The organism is Mitsuaria chitosanitabida ATCC BAA-476 = NBRC 102408, assembly GCF_001598255.1.
In the GTDB taxonomy this organism is placed as follows: Bacteria; Pseudomonadota; Gammaproteobacteria; order Burkholderiales; family Burkholderiaceae_C; genus Roseateles; species Roseateles chitosanitabidus.
Genome location: NZ_BCYP01000012.1, coordinates 14,754 through 32,598, shown reverse-complemented (window position 1 = coordinate 32,598; position 17,845 = coordinate 14,754). Strand labels below are relative to the sequence as shown.

General features: G+C 70.3%; 11 protein-coding genes and 2 riboswitches. Of the genes, 5 read left to right on the top strand and 6 right to left on the bottom strand.

Annotated elements, in window-relative coordinates:
- The first annotated feature begins 36 nt into the window (after window positions 1–36).
- Window positions 37–140, top strand: a riboswitch (glycine riboswitch).
- An 11-nt stretch (window positions 141–151) separates the two neighbouring features.
- Window positions 152–270, top strand: a riboswitch (glycine riboswitch).
- Window positions 271–336: 66 nt separating this feature from the next.
- The 4 genes from gcvT (at window position 337) to MCHT01_RS07945 (ending at window position 6,514) form a co-directional block, all read left to right on the top strand.
- On the top strand, window positions 337–1,470 hold the full coding sequence (gene gcvT / locus MCHT01_RS07960) for a glycine cleavage system aminomethyltransferase GcvT (protein WP_067064422.1): 1,134 nt from the start codon (window positions 337–339) through the stop codon (window positions 1,468–1,470).
- Window positions 1,471–1,539: 69 nt separating this feature from the next.
- Window positions 1,540–1,911, top strand: coding sequence for a glycine cleavage system protein GcvH (gene gcvH, locus MCHT01_RS07955; protein WP_067064420.1), 372 nt, complete (start codon window positions 1,540–1,542; stop codon window positions 1,909–1,911).
- 143 nt (window positions 1,912–2,054) lie between these two features.
- On the top strand, window positions 2,055–4,946 hold the full coding sequence (gcvP, locus tag MCHT01_RS07950) for an aminomethyl-transferring glycine dehydrogenase (RefSeq protein WP_067064418.1): 2,892 nt from the start codon (window positions 2,055–2,057) through the stop codon (window positions 4,944–4,946).
- A gap of 176 nt (window positions 4,947–5,122) precedes the next feature.
- Window positions 5,123–6,514 (top strand): L-serine ammonia-lyase, encoded by a 1,392-nt coding sequence (locus MCHT01_RS07945; RefSeq protein WP_067064416.1) that lies wholly within the window; start codon window positions 5,123–5,125, stop codon window positions 6,512–6,514.
- 145 nt (window positions 6,515–6,659) lie between these two features.
- Here MCHT01_RS07945 and MCHT01_RS07940 read toward each other — a convergent pair whose 3' ends face one another.
- The gene (locus tag MCHT01_RS07940) at window positions 6,660–7,229 is read right to left on the bottom strand and encodes a Csu type fimbrial protein (RefSeq protein ID WP_067064414.1); all 570 of its coding nucleotides are present in this window, start codon (window positions 7,227–7,229) and stop codon (window positions 6,660–6,662) included.
- A 319-nt stretch (window positions 7,230–7,548) separates the two neighbouring features.
- On the opposite strand from MCHT01_RS07940, the gene MCHT01_RS07935 reads away from it, so the two are divergent.
- Window positions 7,549–8,994: an MFS transporter gene (locus MCHT01_RS07935; RefSeq protein WP_067064412.1), complete on the top strand. Its 1,446-nt coding sequence runs from the start codon at window positions 7,549–7,551 to the stop codon at window positions 8,992–8,994.
- A gap of 57 nt (window positions 8,995–9,051) precedes the next feature.
- On the opposite strand, the gene MCHT01_RS07930 is transcribed toward MCHT01_RS07935, so the two are convergent.
- The 5 genes from MCHT01_RS07930 to prsK form a co-directional block, all read right to left on the bottom strand.
- On the bottom strand, window positions 9,052–10,008 hold the full coding sequence (locus MCHT01_RS07930) for a S1 family peptidase (RefSeq protein WP_084452156.1): 957 nt from the start codon (window positions 10,006–10,008) through the stop codon (window positions 9,052–9,054).
- On the bottom strand, window positions 10,005–11,309 hold the full coding sequence (locus tag MCHT01_RS07925) for a GNAT family N-acetyltransferase (protein ID WP_067064408.1): 1,305 nt from the start codon (window positions 11,307–11,309) through the stop codon (window positions 10,005–10,007). Before MCHT01_RS07925 ends, MCHT01_RS07930 begins: the two co-directional genes overlap by 4 nt.
- 62 nt (window positions 11,310–11,371) lie before the next feature.
- Window positions 11,372–14,242 (bottom strand): XrtA/PEP-CTERM system TPR-repeat protein PrsT, encoded by a 2,871-nt coding sequence (gene prsT, locus MCHT01_RS07920; RefSeq protein WP_067064406.1) that lies wholly within the window; start codon window positions 14,240–14,242, stop codon window positions 11,372–11,374.
- Between the two features lie 83 nt (window positions 14,243–14,325).
- The gene (gene prsR, locus MCHT01_RS07915; protein ID WP_067064404.1) at window positions 14,326–15,690 is read right to left on the bottom strand and encodes a PEP-CTERM-box response regulator transcription factor; all 1,365 of its coding nucleotides are present in this window, start codon (window positions 15,688–15,690) and stop codon (window positions 14,326–14,328) included.
- On the bottom strand, window positions 15,687–17,828 hold the full coding sequence (prsK, locus tag MCHT01_RS07910; protein ID WP_067064402.1) for an XrtA/PEP-CTERM system histidine kinase PrsK: 2,142 nt from the start codon (window positions 17,826–17,828) through the stop codon (window positions 15,687–15,689). The genes prsR and prsK overlap by 4 nt, the downstream gene beginning before the upstream one ends.
- Window positions 17,829–17,845: the final 17 nt, after the last annotated feature.

Here is a 17,845-nt window from a genome sequence, read left to right as displayed (position 1 = left end):
CAAGCGCTCGGCGGCGGGCATTTCCATGACTACAATGCGCGCCAGTCAGGAGAGAGCCCCCTCGCGGGGGCCGCCGAAGGCGCAGTGGCACTGGTGATCCCACGCTGCGAACGCTCAGGCAAAAGGACTGACGAGACGTCCGAGATTTCGGGCGTTCCTCACTGGAGAGAGGCGGGGCGGACCATCGGTCGAGCCCGTCCACCGAAGGGGCAAGCTGACGGTCAACCACCGACGGCCAATCTCTCAGGTAAAGCGGACAGCGAGGGCATCTCCCAACCCCGGGGCCGGCAGGCCTGTTGACCGGGGTTGCCCAGACGAATGCCCTCGGAGTGAGACATGTCCGCTGACACCCCCGCGCAAGCCGCGCTCAACAAGACGCCGCTGCACGCGCTGCACATCGAACTCGGCGCCAAGATGGTGCCCTTCGCCGGCTACGACATGCCGGTCCAGTACCCCGCCGGCGTCATGGCCGAGCACAAGCACACCCGCTCGCAAGCGGGCCTGTTCGACGTCTCGCACATGGGTCAGGTGCTGCTGGTCGGCGACGACGCCGCCGCCGCGCTGGAAACCCTGGTTCCCGTCGACATCGTCGACCTGGGCCTGTTCAAGCAGCGCTACGCGCTGTTCCTGAACGACGACGCCGGCATCATGGACGACCTGATGGTCGCGCGCCGCACCGACGGCCTGTTCGTCGTCGTCAACGCCGGCTGCCGCGACCAGGACATCGCCCACATGCAGCAGCACCTGTCGGGCCGCTGCGAGGTCCGCCCGATGCCCGAGCAGGCATTGCTGGCGCTGCAGGGCCCGCAGGCCGTGACCGCCCTGTCCCGCCTGAATCCGGACGTCGCCAAGCTGGTCTTCATGACCGGCGGCTTCTTCGACCTGGACGGCATCCCCACCTTCGTCACCCGCTCCGGCTACACCGGCGAGGACGGCTACGAGATCTCGGTCCCCGCCGACCGCGCCGTCGAGCTGGCCCGCAAGCTGCTGGCCCAGCCGGAAGTGATGCCCATCGGCCTGGGCGCGCGCGACTCGCTGCGCCTGGAAGCCGGCCTGTGCCTGTACGGCCACGACATCGACACCAACGCCACCCCCGTGGAAGCCTCGCTGACCTGGGCGATCCAGAAGGTGCGTCGCGCCGGCGGCGCCCGTGCTGGCGGCTATCCGGGCGCGGCCATCGTCGACCAGCAGCTGGCCGAAGGCGTCGCGAAGAAGCGCGTCGGCCTGGTCAGCTCGGAGCGCATGCCCGTGCGCGAAGGCGCGAAGCTGGTCGACGCCAACGGCGTCGAGATCGGCGTCGTCACCAGCGGCACGCTGGGCCCGACGGTCGGCAAGCCGGTCGCGCTGGGCTATGTGCAGACCGCGTTCGCGGCGGTCGGGACCGAGCTCTTCGCCGAGGTGCGCGGCAAGCGCACCCCGATGACGGTCTCTTCCACGCCCTTCACGCCCAACGGATACTTCCGCGGCTGATCCGCTGATCCTGGGTCGCGTTTCTCTCCGCGTTTTCTCTTCTCACCGAATCCCTTACGGAGCCTCTCCATGAGCATCAAGTACACCCCCGACCACGAGTGGGTCGACACCACCGACGGCATCGCCACCGTGGGCATCACGGTCCACGCGCAGGACGCGCTGGGCGACGTGGTCTTCGTCGACCTGCCGGAAGTCGGCAAGAGCTTCGCCGCCAAGGAAGTGGCCGGCGTGGTCGAGTCGGTCAAGGCCGCCGCCGACGTCTACGCCCCCGTGTCGGGCGAGATCGTCGAGGTCAACGAAGCCCTGCGCGACGACCCGTCGCTGGCCAACAGCGATCCGCTGAAGACCGGCTGGTTCTTCAAGGTCAAGCTGTCCAACCCGTCCGAGCTGGATGAGCTGATGGACACGACGGCCTACGACGAGCTGGTGAAAAACAGCTAATCGCCGACCTCCTGCACGCGAGGCCTCGCCCAGGCCGGCTGCCACGCCACCACCCTCACCCCTCCCTCTCCCGCAAGCGGGAGAGGGGGAAGGCGAAGCGGGCCTCGCGCCGCAATGAATTTCATCTCCAGGATCGCCCCGCCATGTCCGCCCTGCCCCACTTCGCCGAGCTCGAGAACGCTTCCGAGTTCCACGCCCGCCACATCGGTCCCGACGCGCACGATGAACAGCTGATGCTGTCGGCCATCGGTGCCGCCTCGCGCGCCGCGCTGATCGACGCGATCGTGCCCGCCGCGATCAAGCGCGCCGCGAAGATGGACCTTCCCGACGCCGTGACCGAGGCGCAGGCGCTGGCCGAGCTCAAGGCCATCGCGGGCAAGAACCAGATCCTGAAGAGCTTCATCGGCCAGGGTTATCACGGCACGCTGACCCCGGGCGTGATCCTGCGCAACATCCTCGAGAACCCCGCCTGGTACACGGCCTACACCCCGTATCAGGCCGAGATTTCGCAGGGCCGCATGGAGGCGCTGGTCAACTTCCAGACCATGGTCTGCGACCTGACCGGCATGGCCATCGCCAACGCCTCGATGCTGGACGAGGCCACCGCCGCCGCCGAGGGCATGACCCTGGCCGCCCGCATGGCCAAGAGCAAGAGCCAGGTCTTCTTCGTCGCCGACGACGTGCTGCCCCAGACCCTGGAAGTCGTGCGCACCCGCGCCGAGCCGCTGGGCATCACCGTCCAGGTCGGCAAGGCCGAGGACGCCGGCAAGTCCGAATGCTTCGGCGCGCTGGTCCAGTACCCCGGCGTGACCGGCGTGGTGCGCCCGCTGCAGGCGATCGCCGACGCGGTGCACGCCCAGGGCGGCCTGCTGGTGGCCGCGGCCGATCTGCTGGCCCTGACGCTGATCGCCTCGCCGGGCGAGCAAGGCGCCGACATCACGGTCGGCACCACGCAGCGCTTCGGCATGCCCATGGGCGCCGGCGGCCCGCACGCCGCCTACATGGCCTGCCGCGACGAGTTCAAGCGCTCGCTGCCGGGCCGCCTGGTCGGCGTGTCCGTCGACGCGCACGGCAAGCCCGCCTACCGCCTGTCGCTGCAGACCCGCGAACAGCACATCCGCCGTGAGAAGGCGACCTCGAACATCTGTACCGCCCAGGTGCTGCCGGCCGTCGTGGCCAGCATGTACGCGGTCTATCACGGCCCGCAAGGCCTCAAGCGCATCGCGCAGCGCGTCACCGCCTACGCCGCCGTGCTGGCCCAGGGCCTGAAGTCGCTGGGCCTGACGCTGGTCCACGAGACCTCGTTCGACACCCTGCACGTGCAGACCGGCGCCCACACCGGCCCGATCCTGGCGGCCGCCGTCGCCGCCGGCATGAACCTGCGCCAGGCCAGCGCCGAGAGCGTCAGCATCACGCTGGACGAGACCACCTCGCGCGCCGACATCCAGGCCATCCTCACTGTCTTCGCCGAAGGCAAGCCGGTCGCGGACGCCTTCGCCGGCGCCACCGCCGCGACGCTGATCCCGGCCGCCCAGGCCCGCACCAGCGCCTATCTGACCCACCCGATCTTCAACGTCCACCACTCCGAGACCGAGATGCTGCGCTACATCCGCCAGCTGTCGGACAAGGACCTGGCGCTGGACCGCAGCATGATCCCGCTGGGCTCCTGCACGATGAAGCTGAACGCCACCAGCGAGATGATCCCCATCACCTGGCCCGAGTTCGCCTTCGTCCACCCGTTCGCGCCGCAAAGCCAGCTGCAGGGCTACGCCCAGCTGGACCAGCAGCTGACCGCCTGGCTGTGCCAGGCGACCGGCTATGCCGGCGTGTCGCTGCAACCGAACGCGGGCTCGCAGGGCGAGTACGCCGGTCTGCTGATCATCAAGGCCTGGCACGAATCGCGCGGCGACGCGCATCGCAAGATCTGCCTGATCCCCGAATCGGCGCACGGCACCAACCCGGCCTCGGCGCAGATGGTGGGCATGCAGGTCGTGGTGACCAAGTGCGACAAGGAAGGCAACATCGATCTGGCCGACCTGAAGGCCAAGTGCGAGCAGCACAGCGCGAATCTCGCCGCGATCATGATCACCTACCCCTCGACCTACGGCGTGTTCGACACGCACGTCAAGGAGATCTGCGCGCTGGTGCATGAGCATGGCGGCCGCGTCTACGTGGACGGCGCCAACATGAACGCGCTGGTCGGCATCGCCGCGCCGGGCCAGTTCGGCGGCGACGTGTCCCACCTGAACCTGCACAAGACCTTCTGCATCCCGCACGGCGGCGGCGGCCCGGGCGTCGGCCCGGTCTGCGTGGTCGAGGACCTGGTCCCCTTCCTGCCCGCCCACCGCTCGGCCGGCCTGGGCGAGAAGACCGCCATCGGCGCCGTCTCCGCCGCCCCGCTGGGCAACGCGGCGGTGCTCCCGATCTCGTGGATGTACATCCGCATGATGGGCGAGGTCGGCCTCAAGGCCGCGACCGAGACCGCCATCCTGTCGGCCAACTACGTGGCCGCCCGCCTGTCCGACCATTACGACATCCACTTCAGTGGCAACGTCGCGGGCGTCAAGGGCGGCGGCGTCGCCCACGAGTGCATCCTGGACCTGCGTCCGCTGAAGGACAGCTCGGGCGTGTCGGCCGAGGACGTGGCCAAGCGCCTCATCGACTACGGCTTCCACGCCCCCACGCTGTCCTTCCCGGTGGCCGGCACGCTGATGGTCGAGCCGACCGAGAGCGAATCCAGGCATGAGCTGGACCGCTTCATCGCCGCGATGATCCAGATCCGCGCGGAGATCGCGAAGGTCGAGTCGGGCGCCTGGCCGCAGACGGACAACCCGCTGGTGAACGCCCCGCACACGGCCGAGAGCCTGCTCAAGACCGAGTGGACCCACGGCTACAGCCGCGACGAAGCCGCCTACCCGGTCGCCGCGCTGCGCCAGACGAAGTACTGGTCGCCGGTGGGCCGCGTGGACAACGTCTACGGCGACCGCAACCTGGTCTGCTCCTGCCCGCCGCTGTCGGCGTACGCTGAGGAATAAGCGATTCGAGGAGGCCGCTGACGCGGCCTTCTTTTTGCCCGCCCCTTCCCCCGACGCGCTCGCGGGCGCGTCCGTCCTTCATCACGACGAGGTCCGACCGGACGACTCGTCAGGTCGACCGACCGCGGCGCGCGAGCGACCGCGCCGGCGCGACCGGCTCACCCACGAGGCATGCCATGGCTGTTTCCGTTTTCGACCTGTTCAAGATCGGCATCGGGCCGTCGAGCTCCCACACGGTGGGCCCGATGCGCGCGGCGCGCATGTTCATCCAGCGCCTGCGGCACGAGGGCGTGCTCGACCGGACGGTGCGCGTCGCCACGACGCTGTACGGCTCGCTGGGCGCGACCGGCAAGGGCCACGGCTCGGACAAGGCCGTGCTGCTGGGCCTGGCCGGCCATGAGCCCGACACCGTCGACATCGAGGCCATCCCCGGCATCCTGGACGGCATCCGCGCCGACAAGCGCATCGCCCTGGGCGGCGACCACGAGGTCGCCTTCGACGAGGCCCGCGACCTGGTCATGTACCGCCGCCAGAGCCTGCCGCTGCACGCCAACGGCATGCGCTGCATCGCCTTCGACGCCGAAGGCAACGAGCTGCAGAACCGCGTCTATTACTCGGTCGGCGGCGGCTTCGTCGTCACCGAGGAAGTGCTGGCCGACGGCGCCAAGCAGAAGCAGATCGCGCCCGACACCACGGTCCTGCCCTACCCCTTCAAGACCGGCGCCGAGCTGCTCGCGCTGACGGAGAAGGAAGGCTGCTCGATCGCGGAGATCATGCGCCGCAACGAGCGCCACTGGCGCACCGACGAGGAGACCCGCGCGGGCCTGCTCAACATCTGGCGCGTGATGCAGGAATGCGTGACGCGCGGCTGCAAGACCGAGGGCATCCTGCCCGGCGGCTTCAAGGTGCGCCGACGCTCGGCCCATCTCTATCGCGAGCTGACCCGCAACCCGGAAGCGGCGCTGCGCGATCCGCTGCAGGTGATGGACTGGGTCAACCTGTACGCGCTGGCGGTGAACGAGGAGAACGCCGCCGGCGGTCGCGTCGTCACGGCGCCGACCAACGGCGCGGCCGGCATCGTGCCGGCGGTGCTGCACTACTACGCGCGCTTCGTGCACGGCGCGCATGAGGACGGCGTGGTCGACTTCCTGCTGACTGCGGCCGCGATCGGCATCCTCTACAAGGAGAACGCCTCGATCTCGGGCGCCGAGGTCGGCTGCCAGGGCGAGGTGGGCGTGGCCTGCTCGATGGCGGCGGCGGCGCTGTGCGCGGTCATGGGCGGCTCGCCGGCCCAGGTCGAGAACGCGGCCGAGATCGGCATGGAGCACCACCTGGGCCTGACCTGCGATCCGGTCGGCGGCCTGGTGCAGATCCCCTGCATCGAGCGCAACGCGATCGCGTCGGTGAAGGCCATCAACGCGGCGCGCATGGCGCTGCGCGGCGACGGTACCCACCACGTCAGCCTGGACAAGGTCATCAAGACCATGCGCGAAACCGGCGCGGACATGATGACCAAGTACAAGGAGACGGCCCGAGGCGGCCTGGCGGTGAACATTGTCGAGTGCTGACACGCCGCATGTCAGGGGGGAGGCCGGGCCGCGTGCGTGTCCGAGGCCCGTGGCCTCCCACATCAATCACGACTCGTGCGGCGCTGGGCGTCAGCACTCGAGCAAACGATCGGTCCGGCCCTGACGCCGGACCCGGGGTCGCGCGTCAGTAGCTGACGGTGACCGTGACGGTGTCGGTGTAGCTGCCCGGCACGACATTGGACAGCGACGGGATGCGACCGTAGACCGGGATGGTCTGCGCGCTGCCGGTGCCCGTGCCGCTCTTGGTCGCCGAGGACGAGGTCCCGTCGCCCCAGACGCTGGAGCGGCCGGAATCCAGATACAGCTGATAGGACAAGGTGTCGGAGCCGCTCTTCATCGTGCGGCTCGTGAAGTTCGAGGCGCCGCCCGCGTTCGCGCCAGCGTTGAGCGACACCGCATAGGGCGTGCTGTTGGAGCAACTGACGGTCAGGTTGGACGAGGCGTCCAGCGGCACACCGGTGGCCAGCGGATCGATCGCGTTGCCGAAGTTCAGGTTGGAGCCGGACACCGTGCATGAACTCGTGATCGTCGCCGTCGCCTGGAAGGTGCTGGTCACCGGCGTGGCGCCGCGCGCTTCCTGCGCCGCGCTGAACAGCAAGCCGGCGCCGATCGCCAGGCTGGACAGCAGCAGCGCCGTCTTGAAGCTGCTGTGGCGCTCCTGCCGGATCGCCTTCGCGTGTTTCGTGATGCTCATGATGTGGTGCCCCCTGTTGATGAGCGAATGATCTGGCGGGTCCCGTTCGCATGACAGACAGGCACGCCGCATCGCGCGGTGCAGCGATGTCGCCAGCGCGCGTAGTCGATCGACTGACAGCTGACAGCCCATGGCAGCACGCGCGCGCCCCGGGACCGGCGGCACTGGCGGGCCCGCGGACGCGCTGATACAAACGCGGTCCTTCGCGGCCGGATGTCGATTCGCGCGGCCGCCCCGGCCCGGAGCCGTGTCGAACTCACGGACGCTCGCGCGTCGTGCTCACGAGACCCTGCCGAGCTTCAACGAAAGTCCGTTCTCCATGACTTCCCACCTTGATTCCAAGCGGCGCCGCTGGCTGGCGCTGGGCGTGCTCTGCCTGGGCGTGCTGATGATCGTGCTGGACACGACCATCGTGAACGTCGCCCTGCCCTCCATCCGCGCCGACCTGCACTTCACCGAGACCTCGCTGGTCTGGGTGGTCAACGCCTACATGCTGACCTTCGGCGGCTTCATGCTGCTGGGCGGCCGGCTGGGTGACCTGTACGGCCACCGGCGCATGTTCCTGGCCGGGCTGGGGCTGTTCACCGCGGCGTCCGCCGCCTGCGGCCTGGCCCACACGCAGGAGCTGCTGATCGCGGCGCGCGCCGTGCAGGGCCTGGGCGGCGCGGTGGTGTCGGCGATCTCGCTGTCGCTGATCATGAACATGTTCACCGAGCCCGGCGAGCGGGCCAAGGCCATGGGCGTCTACGGCTTCGTCTGCGCCGGCGGCGGCAGCATCGGCGTGCTGCTGGGCGGGCTGCTGACCAGCACGCTGAGCTGGCACTGGATCTTCCTGGTCAACCTGCCGATCGGCGTGATCGTGCTGGCGCTGTGCCTGTGGCTGATCGAGCGCGGCGGGCCGACGGCGCCGGGCGAGACCCTGGACTGGGCCGGCGCGGTGACGGTCACCGCCTCGCTGATGCTGGCGGTCTACGCGGTGGTGGGCGGCAACGAGGCCGGCTGGACCTCCCCGCGCACGCTCGGGATGCTGGCCGGCGCGGTGCTGCTGCTGGCGGTCTTCCTGGTGCTGGAGATGAAGGTCGCGCATCCGCTGATGCCGCTGTCGCTGTTCCGGCTGCGCTCGGTGGCGGTGAGCAACGTGATCGGCGTGCTCTGGGCCGCGGCGATGTTCGCGTGGTTCTTCCTGTCGGCGCTCTACATGCAGCTGGTGCTGGGCTACGACGCGATGCACGTGGGCCTGGGCTTCCTCCCGTCCAACCTGATCATGGCGGCCTTCTCGGTGGGCCTGTCGGCCAAGCTGGTGATGCGCTACGGCCTGCGCCTGCCGCTGTGCGGCGGCCTGCTGCTCGCGGCGCTGGGCCTGGCGCTGTTCGCGCGCGCGCCGGCCGACGGCGGCTTCTGGCTGGACGTGCTGCCGGGGATGCTGCTGCTGGGCCTGGGCGCCGGCGTGGCCTTCAATCCAGTGCTGCTGGCCGCGATGAGCGAGGTCGCCCCGAGCGAATCGGGTCTGGCCTCGGGCGTGGTGAACACCTCCTTCATGATGGGCGGTTCACTGGGCCTGGCCGTGCTGGCGAGCCTGGCGGCCTCGCGCAGCGCGGAACTGGGCGCGCTGGGGGCGGCGCTGCCGGCGGCGCTGGCCGGTGGCTATCGCGTCGCCTTCGCCGTGGGCGCTGTCTTCGCCGCGGCGGGCGGCCTGCTGGCGCTGCTGCTGCGCGAGCCCGCGCCGCAGGCCGGCGTCGGCGCGCCGATGGGGCATGCGGGGTGAGCCGAACACGCAGGGCCCCGCGGGCCCTTCTTCATGGAGCGATCAACCGGATCCCGATCACTTCCCCAGCACCGCCGTCACGTACTTCACCGGCACCGCGTAGCTGATGCCGCTGGGCGCCGTGAGCGCCGATTCGCGGGTGCCCTTGAGCACCACCATGTTGACCACCCCCACCACCTTGCCGGTGCGCATGTCCAGCAGCGGACCGCCGCTGTTGCCCGGATAGGCGGTGATGTCCAGCTGGAGGAACTCCATCGGACCGTCGCGCAGCTGGCGCAGCGCGCGCTGGTCCAGCGAGTTGGAGGTCGGCGCCGGCATCGCCGTCACCGTGATCGCGGCGACGATGCCGCGGTGCGTCGCCATCGTCACGCCCAGTTGCGTGCCGATCGGGTAGCCCATCAGCGCCACGGCGGCGCCCTCGCGCACCGCCGGCTGGCGGTCCTCGGGGGTGGCGAGCGACAGCACCTCGGTCAGCGGCTTGCCGTCGGTGAGCTCCAGCACCGCGAGGTCGTGCGGCACGTCGCGCCGCACCAGCTTCACCGGCCGCAGCTGCGGCTGGCCCGTCGGATTGGCCGACGCGGGCACGGTGATCATCAGCTCCTTCTCCAGCGGATTGGGCACCACGTGCGCGCAGGTCACGATCTGCCGGCCGTCACCGACCGCGAAGCCGGTGCCGCGGAAGCCGAAGCGCGGGCTGTCCGTCGCGTCGAAGGTGCCCACCGCCACGACCGCGCCGCGGCTGCGGTCGATCAGGTCGGGCAAGGTGCTGGACATCTCCTGCGCGCGCGCCGGAGCGGACCACAGCGCGCCGAGACCGCCCAGCAGGCCGACGCCGCCCAGCGCGAGCACGCCGCGCCGGCGCGAGTCGACCTCGGCGCTCGCTTCGCGCGCCACCAGCGACGACCGTCCGCCCTCGCCTGCGTCGGTCCCGCCCGTCAGGGTCGACGGGTCCGTCGGACGGATCGGGCCGGCGACAAGCCGGGCGAATGGAGGGCGAAGCGAAGGTCGGGTCATGCGGCGAGGTCCTTGGTGGTCGTGCCCATCTCCAGCGTGGAGACGAAGCTGCGCCAGTGGCGGTCGGGTTCGTCGATGCGGAAGCCGTAGAAGCTCCCCTGCTCGGTGTCCTTGCGGCGCACGGCGCGTGCAGTCACGTGGGCGCGCTCGTGCTGGCCCAGCTCGATCTCCACCGTGCCGTCGATCTGCAGCGGCAGGTCATGGTCGCACTCGGCCTGGAAGCCGTGCGCCGACACCTCGATCACGTCCAGGTCGAAGTGACCCAGCTGGCTGTCGTTGGCGGCGCGGATGTCCAGGTGGCCCGGGCAGCGGATCGAGTAGCGCGGGTACTGCCGCAGCGCCCGGCCCAGGTCCTGGCCGCCGCCGCTGAGCATCGGCAGCACCGCCCGGAACTGCGCATCCTCCCGGTAGACCGACCACAGCAGGGCCTTCTTCCGGTCGTCCATCTGCGCGAACACCGGCACCGCATGGTTGAAGAAGTGGTCCAGCAGCGCCGGCGTCATGACCGGGTCGTTGGTGGTGTGGAAGCGCCGCTCGGGCAGGCGGATGTTGGCCAGGTTCTGGCGGAAGAAGTAGTGGTGCAGGTTCTTGCGGGGGGCGCGGCCGCGATAGGCCTTTTCGAAGATCCGGTCCGCCTCGTGCAGGTCCAGCGTGGCGCCCACCGCCGGCGCGCCGTTGGCGAAGTCGTAGTTGTCGACCGTCTGCTCGCGCAGGCGCTGGAAGAAAAGCAAGGCCTCGTAGAGCTCGATCTTGTCGGGGTTGACCGCGATGACCAGGTGCCGGGTGTCGAAGTACTCCGTGCAGTACTGGTGCATGAACTTCATCAGCGGGAACAGGATGGCCCCGCCGGTCTTGCGGAAGGCGGGCGCCACGGCCAGCGCGGAGATCTCCGCGATCTTGCCGCCCTTGGCCCGCACCCCCTCCAGGTCGAACACCGACTGCAGCGGGAAGCCGAACACCCCTTCGCGCACCATCGAGATGGTGCCCACCACCACGCCGTCGTACTTGGCGCACAGCGTGGTCGTGGTGGGCAGCGCGTGGTATTGCGTCACGCGCATGCCGCTGGGGTCCGGCTTCATGAAGCCGCTGCCGACGTAGGCGTCGTGCAGGATGCGGAAGCAGGCGTCCAGCTCCTCCCGCGTGTCGGCGACCTTCAGCTCGAGCCGCTCCGACGGCGCGGGGTCGCAATCGACCATGCGCCGGTAGATGCCGAAGCGGATCGGCTTCGGCAGGCTCGAGAACAGACGCCGCAGTCCCTGGTGGAACCGCTTGCGCAGACTGGAACGTCGAATCTGGCTCATGACCGTCTCCCTGGGCGCGGTGGTCCGCGCGCCGTCGGCCCGCCGGGGCGATTCGAAGCGCCTCAGCGGATCGAGGCTTGCAGCTTCTGCACCTCGGCTTGTTGATCGAAACTCGCCCCCAGATCGGCCAGGCGCTTGAGTTCCGCCTGGGCGTCCGTCTTGTTGCCGCCCGCCACGTACAGCTGGGCCAGGCGCAGGCGGAAGCCGGGCACCGTCGGCGCCAGCTCCACCGCCTGCTTCTGCACCTCGATGGCCTTGGCCGTCTGGCCCTTGGCGGCCAGCGCCTCGGCCCAGGTGTCCAGGTAAGGCGGCATCTTCGGACGCAGCGCGTTGGCCTTCTCGGCAAATTTCAGACCGTCGTCGGGCTTGCCCGCGCGCAGGCGCAGCCAGGCGACGTTGTTCATCGCGGCCGCGTGCTGCGGGTTGATCGCGAGCACGGCCTGATAGCGCTGCTCGGCCTGCGCGAAGTCGGACTGCTGCAGCGCGACGTCGCCCAGGTGATACAGGAACAGCGCGTCCTGCTTGTGCTTGGCCATCCAGGCGCTGGCGTAGGCCGCGGCCTCCTCCTTCTTGCCCGCCTGGGACAGCGTGCCGTGCAGCGCCATCGCGAGGTCGACGCTCGCCGTGTCGCCGACGACCTGCTCGGCCTTGCGGTAGGACGCCAGCGCGGCCGGCCAGTCCTTGCGGGCGCGGGCCACGTCGCCCTCGAGCGTCCAGCCCAGCGGCGATTTCGGAGCGGCGGTCTGCAGGCCCTTGGCCGCGAGCAGCGCGATCTCGGGCTTCTGGATCTGCATGGCGCGCTCGGCCACGCGGCGCGCCAGCTCGGCGTCGCCCGGGGCGATGGCCTGGGCGCGCTTGAGCGCCGTGGCCGCGGCCTCCTTGTCGCCGGTCTGCACGGCCAGCTCGGCCAGGCGCATCTGGCCCAGCGGGGAACGCGGCTGCAGCGTCGCCAGCTTGTTGAAGCTGGTGATGGCCTGCTGGCGGTCGCCGCTGGCGGCCTGGGCCTGGCCCAGCAGGTCGATCAGCTCCGGCTTGTCCGCGTTGGCGGTGACGCCTTCCTGCGCCAGGCTCAGGGCCTGCTTCAGGTCCTTCTTCTCCATCAGCAGCGCGACCGCGGCGGAACGCGTGGCCACGTCCTCCGGATGCGCCTTGGTCAGCTCGACCAGGCGCTTGGCGGCGGCATCCTTGTCCATCAGCTGGTTGTTGAGCTTCAGGCCGATGACGGCCAGCTCGGCGCGCAACTGCTTGGGATCGGCCTTGAGCACCGCCTCGTAGCGCTTGACGGCGTCCTCGGGCTTGCGGTCCTGCATGTCCAGCTCGGCCAGGCTGTTGGCCACGGCCATGGAGGCGGGCTCGCGCTTGAAGGCCTCCTCGAACTGGGCCCGCGCGCCGGCCTTGTCGCCGCGCAGCTTGGCCAGGCTGCCGCGCAGCTCGGGCGCGGTGGCGGACTTGGGATCCTTCTTCTCCAGCGCGGCGATCGCGGCCTGCGCGCCGGCGTCGTCACGCTTGCGCACCAGCGCGCTGATCAGCGCGACGTCGGCCTGCGTGCCCTTGGCGTCCTGGGTCGCCAGCGCGCGCAGCGCCGCCAGGCCCTGGGCCTCCTGGCCCTTCTGGATCTGCGCCATGGCCAGCCCGATGCGGCTGCGCACGTCGTTCGGGTTGGCCTCCGCGGCGCGCGCCAGCAGGCTCTCCGCCTCGGCGCCCTGCCCCAGGCGCAGGCGGATCGCGGCGCCCAGCGCCAGCGCGTCGCCGTTGGGGATCTTGGCGTCCAGCGCGGGCTGCAGCGTGGCCATCGCCTGGTCCAGGTCGCCGCCGCGCAGCTGCAGCTGGGCCAGCGCGACGCGCGCATTGACCGCCTCGGGCGCGGACTGCAGCACCTTGGCGAAGTTGGATTCGGCCGAGCGCAGGTCGCCGTTGGCCAGCGCGACGCGGCCCGCCAGGAACAGCGCGTTGTCGTTGCCCGGCGCCATCTTGAGCAGCGCCTGCGACAGGTCGGTCGCTTCCTTCACGTTGTTGGCGTCCAGCGCCATGATCGCGGCCAGGAACAGGGTCTGCGGCTGCTGCGGCACGGCGGCGCGCATCTCCTTCATCGCCTCGGCCGCGCCGGCCTTGTCGTTCTGGCGCAGCAGCAGGTTGACCAGGGCCGAGTGGGCGGCGACCTGCTTCTTGTCCAGCGACAGCGCCTTGCGGAAGCTCGTGATCGCGTCGGCGGCCGGCTCCTGCGCGGTGACCTGCAGCTCGCCCTTGAACTCCCAGGCCTCGGCCGAGTCGGGGAACTTGGCCAGCACGCGGTCGATCTCGGCGCGGGCCTCGGGCTGCTTGCCCTCCGCGGCCAGCAGGCGCACGTTGACCAGTTGCACCGCGACCTTGTCCGGCGCCGCGCGCAGCGCCGCGTCGGCGGCGGCCCGCGCGCCGCGCAGGTCACCCTTGGCCGCGTAGGCGCTGACCAGGGAGGATTGCAGGTCGGCTTCCTCGGCGGCGGTGGCCAGATGGACGGTGCCGAACTGGCCGATCAGCTCGTCGACCTTGCCCTGACGCAGCAGCAGCCGGGCCTGCAGCGCCGACATGGCGTCACCGCCGTAGCCTTGGCCCTTGGCCTTCTCGGCCTCGATGGCCGCGCCGGCCACGTCGCCGCCGTCGAGCAGCGCGCGCGCCAGCAGGAAGCGCGCCTCCGCCAGCGACTCGTCCTTCTGCAGCGCGTTCTTGAGCTGGATGATCGCGCCCTTGCTGTCCTTCTTGTCCAGATGCTCCTTGGCCGACTTCAGCAAGTCCTGCGCCGAATCACCGAAGCAGCCGGCCAGCAGCAGGGCCGAGCCCAGCGCCAGCGCGCCCGCGCCACCGCGCAGCAGGCCGCGCCCCGATCGACGGTTGGCGGCGCCCTCCGCGCCTGCTGGTCGCCCCTGCGCGGGGCCGTTCTGGTTCTTGCGGGACATGCGTGTCTCTTTCGCGGTCACGTGGATCGGATGGGAACAGGGGCGGCGCCCGCGGCGGGCGTCCGCGCTCGGGGACGGGTCCGTCAGGCCTTGATGCCGAGGCGGGCCATGAGATCGTACAAAGTCGGACGGCTCACGCCCAGCAGATCGGCGGACTTGGCGATGTTGCCATCGGTCCGTGCCAATGCGGCGACAACCGCCTGACGCTCGGCGCGCTCGCGCACGGTGCGCAGGTCCAGCTCCTGGTCGCCGGCCGGCGCGTCGCCGCCCGGGACCTGCAGGCCCAGGTCATCGGCGGTGATGCGGTCGCCGTCGGCCATGATGGACGCGCGCTTCATGAGGTTCTGCAGCTCGCGGACGTTGCCGGGCCAGCGGTGCGCCTCGACGGCGCGGATGGCCTCGTCGGACAGGCGCAGGATGGGCCGGCGCTGCTCGGACGAGAAGCGGCGCAGGAAGGCGTGGGACAGCAGCACCGCGTCGCCGGCGCGGTCGCGCAGCGGCGGGATGTCGACGACGATCTCGGCCAGGCGGTAATACAAGTCCTCGCGGAACAGCCCCTGCTCGATCTTGGCCTTCAGGTCCTGGTGCGTCGCGCCGACGATGCGGACGTCCACCGGGATCTCCTGCCGCCCCCCCAGGCGCTCGATGTTGCGTTCCTGCAGGAAGCGCAGCAGCTTGGCCTGCAGCGGCATCGGCAGATCGCCGATCTCATCGAGCATCAGCGTGCCGCCGTTGGCGGTCTCGATCTTGCCGATGGTGGTCTTGGTCGCGCCGGTGAAGGCGCCGCGCTCGTAGCCGAAGAGCTCGCTCTCCAGCAGCGCCTCCGGGATGGCCGCGCAGTTGATCGCGACGAAGCGGCCCTTGCGCTTGGAGGCGTCGTGCAGCGACTGCGCCAGCACCTCCTTGCCGGTGCCGCTCTCGCCGAGCAGCAGCACGGTGGCGTCGCTGCCGGACACGCGCTCGACGGTACGGCAGATGCGCTGCATCTGCGCGTCGCGCGTGACCAGCTTGCCGGTGGGCTCGCCGTCCTGCTGGGTCAGCAGGCGCTGGTTCTCCTGCTGCAGCTCGTGCAGGCGCATGGCGCGCTCCACGGTCAGCACCAGCACGTCCGGGTCGACCGGCTTGGACAGGAAGTCGTAGGCGCCCATGCGGATGGCGCGCAGCGCGTTGCCCTGGTCGTTCTGGCCGGTGAGCACGATCACCTTCGTGCTGGGCTCCAGCTCGATCAGCTTCTCGAGCAGCCGGAAGCCCTCGGACACCGAGTCCTGGTCCGGCGGCAGTCCCAGGTCCATCGTGACCACGGGCGGCTTGTGGCGGCGGAACTGCAGCACCGCGGTGGCGACGTCGTCGGCGGTGACGGACTCGAAGCGGTCCATGGACCACTTGAGCTGCTTCTGCAGGGCGAGGTCGTCCTCGACGATGAGCAGCGACGGGGGTTGCGCGCTCATCGGATCTCCACCAGTCCGGCGTCACTGCCCGACTGGGCGAAAAACAGCGGCAGCAAGATGGTCACCTTGGTGCCTCGTCCGGGCGCACTTTCCACGTTGATCTTCCCCCCTAGTTCCTGCAGGTACTGATAGCTCTCGTACGCGCCGATGCCCATGCCCGCGGCCTTCGTCGTCTGGAAGGGCTTGAACAGCCGCTGGTCCATGAACTCCTGCGTCATGCCGCAGCCAGTATCTTCCACTTCCACCTGCGCGTTGCTGCCCGTGCGCTGCAATCGCAGGGACACCCGGCCGTCGATCGGCGTCGCGTCCAGGGCGTTCTGCACCACGTGGCCGAGCACGCGCTCGATGCGTTCCTCGTGCCCGCGCGCGCTGACCTCGTCGCGCAGCTCCAGCTCCAGCGCCCGGCCCTTGCTCACCGCGGCCGCGGCCAGCCGCCGCGCGATGGCCGTCAGCGCCACGCCGCCGGCGCTGCCGTGATGCGGCTTGTCGCCCTCGCGCAATTGCAGCATCAGCTGGCGCATCTTCTCCAGCGAGTTTTCCACGGTGTCCAGCATGTCCTGCTGGAACTCCGGGTTGTCCCGCAGGCGCTTGGCGTTCTTCATCATCAGCGAGAGTTGCGTGACGATGTTCTTGAGGTCGTGCACAACGAAGGCCGACATGCGGTTGAAGGCCTCGAACTTGCGGGCCTCCAGCAGCGCCTCGGCGGCCTGCATCTGCGCGAGGTAGCTCGCGGCCTGCTGGGCGGCGGTGCGCAGCAGGTCGCGCACTTCCCAGTTCACTTCCATGCGGGTGCGCGGCTGGCCCAGGATGACCCAGCCCGTCAGCACGCCGGCGTTGAGCAGCGGCACCAGCAGCCAGTGGCGCGCGTCGCCGGCCACCGCCTCGGGCAGCGCGATGCGCTCGTAGGCCTCGGGGCGGCGCCGCCACTCGTCCAGATCCACGATCCAGGCGCGGTCGCGCAGCAGGTGCAGCATCGCGGCATCGGGCGTGACCGGGTCGCGGTCGTCGCCCAGGTTCCAGCGGGCCGCCTGCTGGTAGTCCTCGGAGCCGCCGCCGCGGCGCAGCCACAGCGCGCCCGACGGGCTCTCGACCAGATGCGCCAGGCCGCGGATCACCGACTCACCCAGCTCGGCGGGCGAAGCGCTGGCCGACAGCATGGCGGTGAAGCGCAGCCACTCCTGGCGGTAGTCGTAGCGATAGCTGAAGAAATGCTTGCTGATGTAGACGCGCAGCTTGGCGCGCAGCGAGCCCGACAGCCCCATCAGCAGCAAGGCCAACACGCCCACCGCCAGCAGCACCTGCTGGAGTGCGCGGCCCCATTCGCCGCCGGTGTAGCGCACGTAGTAGCCGATGCCGGACACGCCCAGCAGGTAGACGCCGACGATCAGCAGCGTCGCCGAATGGAAGGCCGCGGTGCGCGAGACATGCAGCTTGTCCAGCCACTTCTTGTGGCGGCGACTGGCCAACCACAGCAGCGGCACGGCCAGGCTGTGCACGGCGGCACGCACGCTCAGTGCGTCGCCGTCGAACTGCTGGAAGAGCGAGGCCTGCGAGTACACGAAGACGTCGAAGGCGAAGACCGCGCCCAGGCCCAGGCAGACCGGTTTGGCGTTCCAGCGGGCGTCGACGTGGATGTTGCGCAGCATCTGCTCGAGCAGCACCAGCCCGAACACCGCCAGACCCAGCCAGGCCAGGGTCATCGGCCGCTGCTGCTCGCTGAAAGGCTGGGAGCCCACGTAGTGCCAGACGGTCAGGGCCACCGTCGCGGCCACGCCGGCACCGGCCAGGCCCTGCAGCGGGCGCGCGACGCCGGTCGCGGCATGACCGCCGCCCGCGGCGAGGTCGTCGGCGCGGGGCTCGATCAGGCTCAGGATGAAGGCGAACCAGGCGCCGTAGCGCAGGACGTCGCACAGCGGCAGCAGCAGTTGCGCGGGCCATTGCTGGTGGCCCAGCCAGCCCTGCTCCACCGCGGCGTCCAGACCGGCCCACAGGGCGGTCAGCAGCAGCGCGGCCTCCAGGCGCAGCGCCCGCCGACGCTGCTGGCCGAACTGCGGCAGCACCGCGACCGCCAGCGCCAGATGCGCCACGACCGCGACGATCCCGGACGCGGTGCCCAGGCTCAGACTGTCATGCCACATGGATCAATGCCCCGCCG

Bases quoted from the DNA above. Each gene is read 5' to 3' on its own strand.
- gcvT (WP_067064422.1), top strand. From the start codon at position 337: ATGTCCGCTGACACCCCCGCGCAAGCCGCGCTCAACAAGACGCCGCTG.
- gcvH (WP_067064420.1), top strand. From the start codon at position 1,540: ATGAGCATCAAGTACACCCCCGACCACGAGTGGGTCGACACCACCGAC.
- gcvP (WP_067064418.1), top strand. From the start codon at position 2,055: ATGTCCGCCCTGCCCCACTTCGCCGAGCTCGAGAACGCTTCCGAGTTC.
- MCHT01_RS07945 (WP_067064416.1), top strand. From the start codon at position 5,123: ATGGCTGTTTCCGTTTTCGACCTGTTCAAGATCGGCATCGGGCCGTCG.
- MCHT01_RS07940 (WP_067064414.1), bottom strand. From the start codon at position 7,229: ATGAGCATCACGAAACACGCGAAGGCGATCCGGCAGGAGCGCCACAGC.
- MCHT01_RS07935 (WP_067064412.1), top strand. From the start codon at position 7,549: ATGACTTCCCACCTTGATTCCAAGCGGCGCCGCTGGCTGGCGCTGGGC.
- MCHT01_RS07930 (WP_084452156.1), bottom strand. From the start codon at position 10,008: ATGACCCGACCTTCGCTTCGCCCTCCATTCGCCCGGCTTGTCGCCGGC.
- MCHT01_RS07925 (WP_067064408.1), bottom strand. From the start codon at position 11,309: ATGAGCCAGATTCGACGTTCCAGTCTGCGCAAGCGGTTCCACCAGGGA.
- prsT (WP_067064406.1), bottom strand. From the start codon at position 14,242: ATGTCCCGCAAGAACCAGAACGGCCCCGCGCAGGGGCGACCAGCAGGC.
- prsR (WP_067064404.1), bottom strand. From the start codon at position 15,690: ATGAGCGCGCAACCCCCGTCGCTGCTCATCGTCGAGGACGACCTCGCC.
- prsK (WP_067064402.1), bottom strand. From the start codon at position 17,828: ATGTGGCATGACAGTCTGAGCCTGGGCACCGCGTCCGGGATCGTCGCG.